The organism is Pelagibacterium lacus, from assembly GCF_003345525.1.
Taxonomy (GTDB): domain Bacteria; phylum Pseudomonadota; class Alphaproteobacteria; order Rhizobiales; family Devosiaceae; genus Pelagibacterium; species Pelagibacterium lacus.
In genome coordinates this window covers 122,002-135,291 of the sequence record NZ_QQNH01000008.1, presented here as the reverse complement: position 1 = coordinate 135,291, position 13,290 = coordinate 122,002, and the positions used below count along the sequence as shown (strand labels likewise).

At 62.6% G+C, this 13,290-nt stretch carries 9 protein-coding genes, 1 pseudogene and 1 riboswitch; of the genes and pseudogenes, 7 read left to right on the top strand and 3 right to left on the bottom strand.

The features are described 5' to 3' along the window. The 3 genes and pseudogenes from istB to DVH29_RS08275 form a co-directional block, all read left to right on the top strand. Positions 1 to 406 (top strand): annotated as a pseudogene (istB, locus tag DVH29_RS08285) (IS21-like element ISSsp5 family helper ATPase IstB); the annotation flags it as partial. A gap of 167 nt (positions 407 to 573) precedes the next feature. Beyond that, positions 574 to 769: riboswitch (cobalamin riboswitch) on the top strand. 111 nt (positions 770 to 880) lie between these two features. Then, complete coding sequence (locus DVH29_RS08280; RefSeq protein WP_114645701.1) at positions 881 to 3,742, top strand: ribonucleoside-diphosphate reductase subunit alpha; 2,862 nt, start codon at positions 881 to 883, stop codon at positions 3,740 to 3,742. A 19-nt stretch (positions 3,743 to 3,761) separates the two neighbouring features. Then, a complete protein-coding gene (locus DVH29_RS08275; protein WP_114645712.1) occupies positions 3,762 to 4,874 on the top strand; it encodes a ribonucleotide-diphosphate reductase subunit beta in 1,113 nt (370 codons plus the stop codon). Between the two features lie 183 nt (positions 4,875 to 5,057). Here the strand turns inward: DVH29_RS08275 and DVH29_RS08270 are convergent, their stop codons facing one another. Next, positions 5,058 to 5,555: a hypothetical protein gene (locus tag DVH29_RS08270; RefSeq protein WP_114645700.1), complete on the bottom strand. Its 498-nt coding sequence runs from the start codon at positions 5,553 to 5,555 to the stop codon at positions 5,058 to 5,060. Between the two features lie 10 nt (positions 5,556 to 5,565). After that, the gene (locus tag DVH29_RS08265; RefSeq protein WP_114645699.1) at positions 5,566 to 6,297 is read right to left on the bottom strand and encodes a helix-turn-helix transcriptional regulator; all 732 of its coding nucleotides are present in this window, start codon (positions 6,295 to 6,297) and stop codon (positions 5,566 to 5,568) included. A gap of 451 nt (positions 6,298 to 6,748) precedes the next feature. Between DVH29_RS08265 and DVH29_RS08260 the strand changes: the two genes are divergently transcribed. After that, positions 6,749 to 7,828 (top strand): hypothetical protein, encoded by a 1,080-nt coding sequence (locus DVH29_RS08260; protein ID WP_114645698.1) that lies wholly within the window; start codon positions 6,749 to 6,751, stop codon positions 7,826 to 7,828. Here the strand turns inward: DVH29_RS08260 and DVH29_RS16185 are convergent. Next, positions 7,792 to 8,175 (bottom strand): hypothetical protein, encoded by a 384-nt coding sequence (locus DVH29_RS16185; RefSeq protein WP_147276039.1) that lies wholly within the window; start codon positions 8,173 to 8,175, stop codon positions 7,792 to 7,794. The two genes, DVH29_RS08260 and DVH29_RS16185, sit on opposite strands and share 37 nt — an antisense overlap. Between DVH29_RS16185 and DVH29_RS08255 the strand changes: the two genes are divergently transcribed. From DVH29_RS08255 to DVH29_RS08245, 3 genes are read left to right on the top strand one after another with little or no spacing between them, the layout of a single operon-like run. Further along, positions 8,146 to 9,888, top strand: coding sequence for a hypothetical protein (locus DVH29_RS08255; RefSeq protein ID WP_147276038.1), 1,743 nt, complete (start codon positions 8,146 to 8,148; stop codon positions 9,886 to 9,888). The genes DVH29_RS16185 and DVH29_RS08255 overlap by 30 nt on opposite strands. Next, positions 9,800 to 11,938, top strand: a complete 2,139-nt coding sequence (locus tag DVH29_RS08250; RefSeq protein ID WP_114645696.1) for a type I secretion system permease/ATPase — start codon at positions 9,800 to 9,802, stop codon at positions 11,936 to 11,938. Before DVH29_RS08255 ends, DVH29_RS08250 begins: the two co-directional genes overlap by 89 nt. After that, positions 11,935 to 13,284 carry an HlyD family type I secretion periplasmic adaptor subunit gene (locus tag DVH29_RS08245; RefSeq protein ID WP_114645695.1) on the top strand — a complete coding sequence of 450 codons (1,350 nt, stop codon included), beginning with the start codon at positions 11,935 to 11,937 and terminating at the stop codon, positions 13,282 to 13,284. Before DVH29_RS08250 ends, DVH29_RS08245 begins: the two co-directional genes overlap by 4 nt. The last annotated feature ends 6 nt before the right edge of the window (positions 13,285 to 13,290 follow it).

Sequence of the window (13,290 nt, the reverse complement as noted above, 5' to 3'; positions counted from 1 at the left end):
CGGTCTTGGCCTGGCAGCCTGCCAGAGGGGATTGTCCGTCGGCTTTACCACCGCAGCCGCCCTGGTCAGCGAGATGATGGAGGCGCGCGACGAACGTCGCCTTCTGCGCTTCCAGAAGCAGATGGCTGGCTACAAGCTGCTCATCATCGACGAACTGGGCTTCGTGCCGCTGTCCAAGACCGGGGCCGAGTTGCTGTTCGAGTTGATCTCGCAGCGTTACGAGCGCGGCTCCACCCTGATCACCAGCAATCTGCCTTTCGACGAATGGACCGAGATCTTCGGGTCCGAGCGTCTCACCGGCGCGCTCCTCGACCGACTGACCCATCACGTCAGCATCCTCGAGATGAATGGTGACAGCTATCGTCTCGCCCAAAGCCGGGCACGCAAAGCCAGCCGCACGTCCTGAAAAACGCAATGTTGGGGGTATCGAACACCGCTCGGGCTACGCCCTCCCGGCGCTCGATACCCCCAACATCAAGTGGCCTGGTTTTGCGCCGCCCAATGGCCGACTTTTACCCCGCCGTTGACAGATTGAGGTGGATTGGCGGTTGACGCGAATCATCGCGGCCAACACCATATATGGCGTGTTACGGTTCCCTTGATCGCAAGATCATGGGCTAAGACGGGAAATCGGTGAGACGCCGATGCTGCCCCCGCAACTGTAAGCGGAGAGCTTTCTTCCACCAATTCGCCACTGGCCATGGGCTGGGAAGGCGGGAAGGGAGCGATGATCCGCGAGCCAGGAGACCTGCCGTGCGCGTGAACTGTCTTTCAACGGGCGGGGTGTCTCGTTGGGTTCGTGTGCCGGCCGGAGGATCGTGCTCCGCGTCCGTGGCTGCGCGCGCCTTTCTGCTCCCCGTCCAACACATCCGGGGTGCCGATGTCTCAAATCCAGTCTCTTCCAGCCGATCCCTTGCCGCAGGGCGTCAATGCCGAGCCGGGCTATAGCCTGATCAAGCGCAATGGGAGCGTGACCCCGTTCGACGCCGCGAAGATTTCGGTGGCGCTCACCAAGGCGTTCATCGCCGTCGAGGGCAATTCGGCGACCGCATCGCGGCGCATCCATGAGATCGTCGAGGGGCTGACCGCCAATATCGTCGCCGCCCTCACCAAGCGGGTGGGCGAGGGGCGCACCTTCCACATCGAGGACGTGCAGGACCAGGTGGAACTGGCGCTGATGCGTTCGGAACACCACAAGGTGGCGCGGGCCTATGTGCTCTATCGCGAGCGCCGCGCCGCCGAGCGGGCCGAGCAGGCGGCCAGGACGCCGAGGCTGGTCGAAAGCGCGCCGGGCTTGTCCATGCGCGATGCGGAGGGCAACACTGTCCCGCTCGATTTCGCGCGCCTCGAAACCGTGGTCGCCGAGGCCTGCGCCGGACTGGAGGGCACCTCGGCCGAGGCGATCCTTACCGAAGCGCGGCGCAATCTCTATGACGGCATTTCGCTCGATGAGCTGGCGTTGGCCCCCATTCTCGCCGCCCGCACCCTCGTCGAAAACGATCCGGGCTATGCCCAGGTCAGCGCGCGCCTGCTGCTCGACCGGCTGCGCCGCGAAGCGCTGAGCTTCGTCTTTTCCCGCCCCGAACAGGCGACGCAGGCCGACATGGCCACCCGCTATGCCGAATATTTCCCCGCTTACGTCAAGACCGGCATCGCGGCCGACATGCTCGACCCGGAGCTGGCGCGGTTCGATCTGCAGAAAATCGCCGCCGCCATCCGGCCCGAGCGCGACATGCAGTTCCAGTATCTGGGGTTGCAGACGCTCTATGACCGCTATTTCCTGCACGTTTCGGGCAAGCGCTACGAGCTGCCGCAGGCCTTTTTCATGCGCGTTGCGATGGGGTTGGCCCTGCGGGAAGTCGAGCGCGAGGAGCGGGCCATCGAATTCTACAATCTCCTTTCCAGCTTCGATTTCATGGCCTCGACCCCGACGCTGTTCAATGCCGGCACGCGCCGCCCGCAGCTTTCCTCGTGCTTTTTGACCACCATCGGCGACGATCTTGACGCCATCTTCAAGGGCATCAAGGACAATGCCCTGCTCGCCAAATATTCGGGCGGGCTGGGCAATGACTGGACGCCGGTGCGCGGGCTCGGCGCCCATATCAAGGGGACGAACGGGGAAAGCCAGGGCGTCGTGCCATTTTTGAAGGTCGCCAACGACACCGCCATCGCCGTCAATCAGGGCGGCAAGCGCAAGGGCGCGGTGTGCGCCTATCTCGAGACCTGGCATATCGACATCGAGGAATTCCTCGATTTGAGGAAGAACACCGGCGACGACCGCCGCCGCACCCACGATATGAACACCGCCAATTGGGTGCCGGACCTGTTCATGCAACGCGTGGAGGCGGATGGCGAATGGACGCTGTTTTCTCCCGACGAAGTGCCCGGTCTGCACGACCTCTACGGCACGCCGTTCAGGGCCGCGTACGAGCAGGCCGAAGCCGATGCCGAGGCGGGGCGGATCAGGGTCCATCGCAAGGTCCGCGCGCTCGAATTATGGCGCAAGATGCTGTCCATGCTGTTCGAGACCGGCCACCCCTGGATCACCTTCAAGGACCCGTGCAATCTGCGCTCGCCGCAGCGGCATGCGGGCGTCGTGCACTCGTCCAACCTCTGCACCGAAATCACCCTCAACACCTCGGCCGACGAAGTCGCCGTGTGCAATCTCGGTTCGGTGAACCTCGTCGCCCATATCGGCGAGAAGGGGCTCGATCACGACAAGCTCGCGAAAACCGTCCGGACCGCGATGCGCATGCTCGACAATGTGGTCGACATCAATTTCTACACCATCCCCGAAGCGCGGCGTTCCAATCTCAAGCACCGGCCGGTCGGCCTGGGCCTGATGGGCTTCCAGGACGCCTTGCAGATGCAGTCCATCGCCTACGCCTCCGAGGCGGCGGTCGAGTTTGCCGACATTTCGATGGAAGCCATTTCTTATCACGCCATCTGGGCCTCGACCGAATTGGCCGAGGAGCGCGGCCGCTATCAGAGCTTTGACGGTTCGCTGTGGTCGAAAGGCATCCTGCCCATCGATTCCGTGGAGTTCGTCGCGGAGGCGCGCGGCGGCGTCGATATGGACCGCAGCCAGCGTCTCGATTGGGAAGCGTTGCGCGATCGCGTGTGGACCCTGGGCATGCGCAATTCCAATTGCCTCGCCATCGCCCCGACCGCGACCATCTCCAATATCTGCGGCGTTAGCCAGTCGATCGAGCCCGCCTATCAGAACCTTTACGTCAAGACCAATATGAGCGGCGACTTCACGGTGGTGAACGCGCTATTGGTCGAGGCCCTCAAGGCCCGCGGCCTCTGGGACGAGGTGATGATCTCGGACCTCAAATATTTCGACGGCAGCGTCGGCCAGATCGACCGCATCCCCGACGATCTCAAGGCGGTCTTCGCCACCGCCTTCGAGGTTGACGCCAGATGGCTGATCGCGGCGGCCTCGCGGCGGCAGAAATGGATCGATCAGGCCCAGTCGCTCAATCTCTATATCGCCAACCCCTCGGGCAAGGCGCTGGATGCGATCTACCGCCGCGCCTGGTCGATGGGATTGAAGACCACCTATTATCTGCGCTCGCGCGCCGCGACGAGCGTCGAAAAATCCACCCTGAAAGGCACGGATGGCCGGCTCAATGCGGTGCCCGTCACCCATGCCATCGACACCCTGCGGGCCCGTGCGGAACTTGAGGCGGGGCCGAACGCCTGCGCCATCGACGATCCCGACTGCGAAGCCTGCCAGTAGACTTTAAGGACAAATGACCATGAGCACTCTCGCATGGGACGATGCCCCCATTCCCGGCCCGTCCAATACGGACACGGCCGATGCCACCGGCCTGGGCCAGATTGAGCGCGGCGCCGCGCGCGTCTCGGTCTCCGACAAGGCGATGATCAACGCCCGCGCCGACGTCAACCAGTTGCTGCCATTGAAATATAAATGGGCCTGGGAGAAATACCTTGCCGGCTGCGCCAATCACTGGATGCCGACGGAAATTTCCATGCAGGCCGATATCGCGCTGTGGAAGTCGAAAGACGGGCTGACCGAAGACGAGCGCCGCATGCTCAAGCGCAATCTGGGGTTCTTCGCCGCCTCGGAAAGCCTTGTGGCCAACAATATCGTCCTCGCCATCTACCGGCACCTGACCAATCCCGAATGCCGGCAATATCTGCTGCGCCAGGCGTTCGAGGAGGCGGTGCACACCCACACCTTCCAGTACATCGTCGAAAGCCTCGGGCTCGATGAGGGTGAACTGTTCAACATGTATCGCGAGGTGCCCTCGATCACCGACAAGGCGGCCTGGGCCTTAAAGCACACCCAGAGCCTCGATGATCCGGAGTTCTCGACCGGCACCACCGAGGCCGACCAGCATTTTTTGAAAGACCTCGTGGCCTTCTACGTGATCTTCGAGGGCATGTGGTTCTATACCGGCTTTGCCCAGATCCTCTCGCTGGGGCGCCGCAACAAGATGGTGGGGATCGCCGAGCAGTATCAATACATCCTGCGCGACGAATCCATCCATCTCAACTTCGGCATCGACGTCATCAACCAGATCCGGCACGAGAACCCGCATCTGTGGACGGCCGTGTTCCAGGAGGACATCCGCTCCATGCTGCGCGAGGCGGCGGAGCTCGAAGCCGCCTATGGGCGCGATACCATGCCCACCGGCTTCCTCGGGCTCAACGCGGCCTTGTGCGAGCAATACATGCACTTCATCGCCAATCGCCGCTGCGCGCAATTGGGGCTGGAGCCGGTCTTCCCGCCGGCCGACAATCCATTCCCCTGGATGAGCGAGGTGATGGATCTGAAAAAGGAGAAGAACTTCTTCGAGAGCCGGGTGATCGAATACCAGTCCTCCGGTGCGCTGAGCTGGGATTGAAAACCGGCTTTTGTGACAGGCGAATGGAGGTGAGCGCAGCCGTAACTCCAACACTCTAGGAGGCAACCTGATCGTGTCCAGGACAGCCGCGCTCGCCGCCAGCATAGGGCGTCAACTTGTAGATTTTATAACATTACATATTGGGGCTCGCCGCGTGGCCCGCCGGTCGGCGGGCCCTGTCCCCTATTCTGCGGCCGGTGCGTGCGGACCCCAGGCGGCGATCCGTTCGGCCAGGGTGCGGTTGAGGGCCACGAGATCCACGATGCTGGATCTGATCCTGGCGATCTCCTTTTCGTCGACCCGCTCCACCCGGCCATAAACCAACGTGTCGCCATAGTCGGCGACGCGCATCAATTGGGTGCTCTCTATGGTTCCGGTGTCGTCGAAGCCATAAATGCAATGGTTGTACTTGTTGCGCATGCCCGATGCGCGGCGCATGCGTGCGGCGATGTCCATCACGAAGCCGCGGACGTCCTTGTCGGCCGTGGGCAGCTTGGCGAGACGCTCGATGAGATCGAGGCGGGCGCGGGTGGTGTTGAGCGTGAGGAACACGATCGTCGCCACATCCTTTCTGGTCCGCATCAGGTGCTCAATGATGTGGATGAGCAGGCTTTCGGTATTGGTCCAAGTATAGTTGAGCTGTCCCACAAGGAGCAGCAGGTCCTCGTTGCGACTGCGCATGGCCGTCTCCTCAGCTGGCCGCAGGTACTCCGTCACTGGCGAGAAAGGCAATAGCCGCCTGGGTCCGGTTGGTGACCCGCAGCTTGGCGATCAGATTGTGCACATGGACCTTTACCGTATGCTCGGACAGTCCCATCCGGCTGGCGATCACCTTGTTCTGGTGCCCTTCGGAGATCAGGCGCAGGATATCGCGCTCCCGGGGGGTGAGGCCAAGGGTGCGGTCCGGCCGGACCATCTGGTCGTGCTCGATCTTGAGGCCGGAGTCCATCGGTCGTGCGGGATAGTGCCGTCCTTCGAAAACATGGGCGTGCCTGCTGTTGAAGGGATAGAACTTGCCCCCGCTCAGCAGCACGGAGATGGCGGCCAGCCAGACGTCGAGTTCGTAGTCGAGCGGAAGGATACCCTGGACAATGTAGTCGTTGAACAGGTGACCCAAGAGCGCATTCTCTTCTCCAATGCTCTCGACCACCAGTCCCAACGCCGCATTGGGATAGTCCTGCCGCCATGTCTCGATCGTATCGACCTTGTCGCGCCTGCACACGCCATAGAGCAGAAGCAGGTTGACGTCTTCCTGCTTGGGCACCGTTCCGGGTGGATGGTCCGTAAGTACGACGTGCGAATGGGCGATATGGGCTTCGATGATCCGCGCCATCCCCTGAAACATCGCGCCGCCATTGGCGCAATAGAACAGGATCCGGTGTTGCGTGCCATCGAGCGCCGGTGAGTTCGCGCTCCGGTTCATTGCATATGCCTCCTTTTTTAACCCTTTTTTGACCTTGATGGCCTGGCCTTTTTGACCAAACGAACAAATTCTATTCGCCCCAGCGTGACCGGGGCGTGACTCGAACGTGACAGGGCGGCGCCTGGAGGCCGGGAATCGGGTCGCGAGCGGGAATTTTCTAGCTCTGATGGTTTAGCCCGCCGCCCGAACTGGTCGTTCCCGGAGCCGCGCGGGGCGAAAAAAACGCGGTGATTGGCCGAGAAAACCGCGACGTGACAGGTCTATATCCGACGATCTAGCTCCAATTCGTACCTTATCTCGCCTGTCCGGCAAGGGCACAGTCGGCGCGCTTCCAGACGGTTCGACCCCCTTGGATCTTCCCCGGAAGCATCACCTGGGACCGGCGCTATGCTTTCCTTCAAGATGCGAGAAAGCGGCCGGAACCCATTCACTTCAAATGGGAGATGGACCAATGGCCGACAACAATGGCATGACAAATAGCCAGATCAATGATGGCTCAACGGAAGTCGGTGTTTCCGATATCCTCAACGACAAGTCGAATAATTCGACCAATACAGATGTCGATGTGGGGCTTACCGATGTCTTGAACGACAAATCGAACAATTCTGTAAACAGTTCGGGTAACGACAGCTCGAACAATTCGACCAATGCCGACATTGATTTGGCAGTAGCCGACGCCTTCAACGACAATTCCGACAATTCGACCAATGTCGATGTGGGAATGACCGATGCGTTCAACGACAAGTCGAACAACTCGACCAATCTGGCGCTGGGCATGGAAGACTCGTTCAACGACTCTTCCAGCACGAACTCCAACAACGACGCGTCGGTCAATACCGACCTTGATGTCGGGATCGACGATTCATTTAACGACAACTCCGACAATTCCGACAACTCGGACAATTCGACCAATGTCGACGTCGCGCTGACCGATGCGTTCAACGACAATTCGACCAATGGATCGTTCAACGACGCTTCCCAGCATACGGATGCCTCGATCGATGCGACCCTCGACGTCGATGTCGCGGACTCGTTCAACACCCTCACCGACAGCTCGACCAACGACTCCAACAACGACAATTCGGACAATTCGTTTAATCTCGATGTCGCGATCAGCGACGCCTTCAATTCGGACTCCAGCACCACCTGGGGTGAGATTGCCGTACAGTTCGAGAATGTCTTCAACGGAGCGTTTGGCGGGGGCGACGGCACTGGCTTCGCCATCAACCAGGTCGCCGACATCGTCGACAATGACGCGCTCAGCGGCTTCCACCAGAACAACGCGGGCAACTTCCAGCTCACGGCCACTGGTGGCGGCGCCTCGGTAGGAGGTGATTGGGACAGCGTGGACGATCCGTTCGGAAGCGCCGGCAACAACATCGTGGCGACGGCCGACGCAAGCGGCATTGCCACCGGCTCGGCTTTCAACATGGAAGTCGTGATGGGTGCCAACCTGCAGCAGAATGCGGTCAATGTGGACATCGTGGGTGGCGATCACACCACGACCACGACCGACGGCGACAGTTTCTGATCTCCAAAATCAGCAAGCCGGATCAGCGCGGATTTCCCGCGCTGGTCCTTTCCGCCATCCAGCCCAGGGCAAAGGGGTAAATCGTGTTCACCCCAATCGATCAAATCATCGATGCGATCAGCCATTTCATCGGTGAACTGCGGATCGCCCTTGAGGATTTGCGTGCGCGCATCTCCCATGACGAGGGGCCCGGAATTGCCTATGGACAACCCCCGCTCTCGCTCGATCCCGACGCGACCGCAGCGGTGAAGGGCAAGGATATCGCGCCCGACGATCTCGATCGAAGCGATTACATCCTTTCGACCGGCGGAAATTCCGTGGCCGCGATCGCCGAGATCGAGCTGCATGTCCCCCAGATCCATATCGCCCCCGCGCTCCCGTCCTCGAGGGAGGACTGGATGCACCGGGACTGGAACCCGCCCCATATTCCCTCCTACACCATTCCGCCTCCGGGCGATTTCGTGGCGGTGATCCAGCAGCACAGTTTTCTCTTCGACCAGGATGTGGTGGTCGTCGGAACCCCCGGTTTCGCCATCGAACCCCCCGATCAGCCGGTCCTCGAACTGAGGGCGCTCGAACTGGAAGCGCGCGAGGCTGCGGGATCGTTTTCGGCGCTCGATGTCGTCTTCTCCCCGTCCGAACTGTCCCAGTTCACCGTCGACACCCATGACGCGGTGGCCGGCGCGGGTTCGGTCGCGACCGCGTCGGGCGGCACCTTGTCGGGAAGCTGGATGAACGAGGAAAAGCTCGAGGACGACGACCCCGAGTTGGACGATTACCTGCCCGAGCACCTCGCCAAGGAGGGGGATGCGTCCGATATCGTCAAGGCCCCGCCGAGCGAGGTGGGACAGAGCGACGAGATCGTCATCGATGCCAGCCAGACCGATACGACCATGGTGATCGTGACGGGCCAGAATCTCCTCGTCAACGAAGCGACGCTGGCTTCCGCCGGCGTGGTGGCGACGACGATCGGGCTGGCCGGCGATTATTACTGCGTGGACGTCGTCGTGCAGGTCAATGCGATTGCGGTGTGCGCCGATATCGATGGCGGGCTGCCCTCCGGCTTCACGCTGTCAAGCGCCGAGGACGTGCTGGTCAATCTGGCCGCGTTCAAGACCGTCACCTATGACACCGCCGGGAAGGCGGCCGAGGCCAATCCGGGCCAGATGCCCGATACCTGGGCGGTGACCACGGTGGACAGCGATCTCATCTCGTTCAACTGGCTGACCCAATACAATTTCATGGCCGATGGCGACAGCCTGACCCTCACCGCCACAGGCACCACCACCACCATCGGAACCGGCGGCAACCTCACCATCAACAGCACGGGCATCACCTATATGGGGATGTCCTACGACCTGCTCCTGATCGGCGGCAATCTCTACGACATCAACTACATCACCCAGCTCAACGTCCTCTACGATCACGACAAAATCTCCTATCAAGGCGAGATGCCGGACAATGGCGGCTCCATCGAGACGGGCGGAAACCTGTTGTGGAACCAGGCCCAGATCGCCCGCATCGGCACTTCCGACTGGGAGAGCGGGGTGCCCGATCACTATACCGACGCCATGACGCGGCTCGACAATGGCAATATGGCCATGCCGCGCGCCTTTGCCGAGGACCCCGATTTCGAGGGCTATTCCACCCTCAAGGTGCTCTACATCAAGGGCGACGTCTACGACATCAACTATGTCGAGCAGGTCAATGTGGCCGGCGACCCCGACAAGGTGGTCCTTTACGCCGAGGAGACCTTCAAGAAGGCGGTGGACTGGTCGGTCCAGACCGGGGAGAACGTCCTCATCAACGCCGCCTCGATCGTCGATTACCAGAGCATGGGCGACACCGCCTATCTGGGCGGAACGCAATATTCCCAGGCCATGCTGATCCAGGCCGAAATCATCCATACCGGTACGGAGGCGCCGGTCCAGGTGGTCAGTGAAGCGGTGGCGTTCATCGCCGACGATTTCGATGCCGATATCATGCCCGATGCCGATGTTCTCGGCCTCGCGGCCATCGCCAGCCAGGTGCCGGAGGGACTGGACGCCGTGCTGGCCTGACCGGGCCACACGCCGCCGAGAGGGTTCAAAGGGGAGGATAATGACCACTGTAATGAACCCGGGCCTGAGGGCCGAGGCTCGCACCGATGCCGCTGCGCGCGGCGAGGGTCAGCCGGCTCAAGCCGCGCCGCCCCTTTCGGCCCGCGACGAGACCCGCGCCAATCCCGACGATCGCCCACAGCGCACGGTTCCCGAAATGGCGCCGGTCCTCGAAGGCCAGCGCGCGCCGGGCCGCGTGCTCCGGCCGGGCGGGGGAAATGGCGACGGCCAGCCGCCCGCCGATGGCGGCGGAGGGCGTGGCGGCGGCGGGCGCGGCTTCCACCGGCAGGCCGAAGCCCCCAATTTCGCCAAGAGCTTTCAGAATGCCCTCGGCGCGGTCAAGCGCAATCTCTGGATCGTCATGGGGTTCACCCTGGCCACCAATGTGCTGGTCCTCGCCATCCCGGTCTATCTGTTCCAGATTTCCGACCGGGTGCTGACCAGCCGGTCCCTCGATACGCTGATCATGCTCACCCTGGTCATCGCCGGCGCCATCATCCTGCAGGCCATACTCGACGCCCTGCGGCGCTTCATCCTCACGCGCACCGCGGTGGAAGTGGCGGCGCAATTGGGCGGGCCGATCCTCAGCGCCGCCGCGCGGGCCTCGCTCAACGGCAACAGCAAGGACTATCACGTGCTGGGGGATCTGCAGCAATTGCGCGGCTTCATCACCTCGGGCACGCTGCTGTCGATCCTGGATGCGCCGCTCAGCCCGCTTTTCGTCATCGTGGTTTTCCTGATCCACCCCGATCTGGGCTATATCATCGTCGGCGCCAGCCTCGTGCTGCTCACCCTGGCCGTCATCAACCAGCGCGTCACGGCGCGGCATTTTTCCGATGCGGGCAATTTCGTCAGCCGGGCCAGCGTCCATCTCGACTCCATGGCGCGCAATGCGCAGATCATCAACGCCATGGCGATGATCCCCGAGGCGGTGCGCATCTGGGGGCGCGATACCGCCGGCTCGCTTCTGGCCCAGAGCCGGGGGCAGGATCGCAACATCATCATCGCGTCCATATCGCGCGGCTTCCGCATGCTCACCCAGGTGGCGATGCTCGGCTGCGGCGCCTATCTGGCCATCCAGGGCGAATTGACCGGGGGCATGGTGATCGCGGCGTCGATCATTGCCAGCCGGGCGCTGGGCCCGATCGAAGGGGCCATCGAGGGCTGGAACCAGTTCACCAATTTCCGCGCCGCCTTCCAGCGCATCCGCACGCTCCTGCAAAGTTCGCCCCTCAATGTCGAGCGCCTGCTGCTGCCCGAGCCCAAGGGGCGGCTCGATGTCGAACGCGTGCTCTATGTGCCACCGCCGACCAAGAAGGTCATTCTCAATGGCGTGTCGCTCACGCTGATGCCGGGGGAATCGCTGGCCATCGTGGGCAATTCGGGTTCCGGCAAGACCACTTTGGGCAAGATGCTGGTGGGCTCCATCCTGCCCACTTCGGGCAATGTCCGGCTCGACCTCATGGATCTGCGCAACTGGGACCCGCGCCAGTTCGGCGAGAATATCGGCTATCTGCCCCAGGACGTGCAGCTTTTTCCCGGCACGATCAAGGCCAATATCGGCCGTATGCGCGACGATGCCCGCGACCAGGATATCTATGAGGCCGCGGTGCTGGCCGATGTGCATGAGATGATCGCCAGCTTCCCCCAGGGGTATGAAACCTTCGTGGCCGGCGACGGCGCGCCGCTCTCGGGCGGGCAGAAACAGCGGATCGCCCTGGCGCGCGCGTTTTTCGGCAGTCCGCGCCTCGTGGTTCTGGACGAGCCCAATTCCAATCTCGACACGGCGGGCGAGGCCGCGCTGGCCCGGGCGCTGCAACACGCCAAGCGGCACCAGATCACCACCGTCACCATCACCCAGCGCACCTCGCTCCTCGCCTGCGTCGACAAGATCATGGTGCTCAACGCCGGCTCGGTCGCCATGCTCGGGGAGCGGACGGAAGTGCTCAAGGCCCTGACCGAGGGTCCGGCCCAGCCCCCGTCCACCATGCCGCAAGGACCGAACCCATGACCCTCGCCCTGCCCAATAATTCCCGCTCCACCGATTGGCATGCGGGCCTGCCCCGTTCGGTCCGGCCCTATGCGCTGGCAGGGTTTGCCCTGATGGCGCTGTCGTTCGGCGGGTTCACCTATTGGGGCGCCATGGCGCCGCTGGCCTCCGCCGTCATTGCGCAAGGCTCGTTCGTCGCGACCGGCAGCAACAAGATCGTGCAGCATCTGGAGGGCGGCATCATCCGGGAGCTGCTGGTCGAGGAGGGCATGTGGGTCGCCGAGGGCCAGCCGCTGGTTCGGCTCGACGAGACCGTGGCGCAGGCCCATACCCGCCGGTTGCAGGTGCGCATGTTCCGGCTTGAAGCGATCCTCGCGCGCCTGAGCGCCGCCGCCCGGGAGGAGGAGGAGGAATACGTTACCCCTGCCAGCTTGGTCAGCCATCTGGACGATCCCGAAATCCGGGCGATTGATGATGGGCAGCGCGAATTTTTCGAAGGCGCACGTGAAGCGTTGAGCAACCGGGTCGGCGTGCTCGAGGAGAACATCAACGCCCTGTGGTATCAGCATGACGGCATCGAGGTGCAGATGGAGTCCCTCGAACGGCAACGGGAGCTGATCGACGCCGATCTCGCGGCGCAGAGCGCCCTGCTCGAACGCGGCATCGTGACCCGTTCGGCGGTGAACGCCATCGAGCGGGCGCTGATGGACGTGCAGGGCAATGCGGCACGGCTCGATGCCGATTTGCGCATCACCACGGCACAGATCGAGCGCTATGAAAAGGAGGTGATCCAGGCGCGCGACGATTACCGGCAGGCGGCGCTCAACGAGATGCAGACCGTCGAGGCCGAAATGGAGGCGGTGCGCGAGGAGTTGCGCGCCTCCCAGGATATATTGGGGCGGACGATCATCACCGCGCCGGTTTCGGGCGTGGTGGTCCGGATGCACTACCATACGTCCGGCGGCGTCATCACCAGCGGAACGCCGATCCTCGAAATCCTGCCCGGCGACGTGCCGCTGATCATCGAGGCGCAGATTCCGCGCATGCAGATCGACGAGGTGCGGGTCGACCAGACGGCAAGCGTGCGCCTGTCCGCCCTCAACCAGCGCACCACGCCGCTGCTCGAGGGCGTCGTCACCTATGTGTCGGCGGATTCGCTGGTGGATGCCCTTCCGGGCCGGGCGCCCGAGGAGATCTATGTCGCCCGCATCACCGTGCCGCCCGAGCAGTTCGCCCGCATCAATGATTTCAATCCGACCCCCGGCATGCCGGCCGAAATCCTCATCGAGGCGCAGGAGCGGACATTTTTCGAGTACCTCACCAAGCCGATCGTAGATTCCATGTCGCGCGCCTTCCGCGAGCGCTGACCCGGG

Coding starts and splice junctions, on each gene's coding strand:
- DVH29_RS08280 (WP_114645701.1), top strand. CDS start 881: ATGTCTCAAATCCAGTCTCTTCCAGCCGATCCCTTGCCGCAGGGCGTC.
- DVH29_RS08270 (WP_114645700.1), bottom strand. CDS start 5,555: ATGCGCAGTCGCAACGAGGACCTGCTGCTCCTTGTGGGACAGCTCAAC.
- DVH29_RS08245 (WP_114645695.1), top strand. CDS start 11,935: ATGACCCTCGCCCTGCCCAATAATTCCCGCTCCACCGATTGGCATGCG.
- DVH29_RS08250 (WP_114645696.1), top strand. CDS start 9,800: ATGCCGATATCATGCCCGATGCCGATGTTCTCGGCCTCGCGGCCATCG.
- DVH29_RS08275 (WP_114645712.1), top strand. CDS start 3,762: ATGAGCACTCTCGCATGGGACGATGCCCCCATTCCCGGCCCGTCCAAT.
- DVH29_RS16185 (WP_147276039.1), bottom strand. CDS start 8,175: ATGCAGCTCGATCTCGGCGATCGCGGCCACGGAATTTCCGCCGGTCGA.
- DVH29_RS08265 (WP_114645699.1), bottom strand. CDS start 6,297: ATGAACCGGAGCGCGAACTCACCGGCGCTCGATGGCACGCAACACCGG.
- DVH29_RS08260 (WP_114645698.1), top strand. CDS start 6,749: ATGGCCGACAACAATGGCATGACAAATAGCCAGATCAATGATGGCTCA.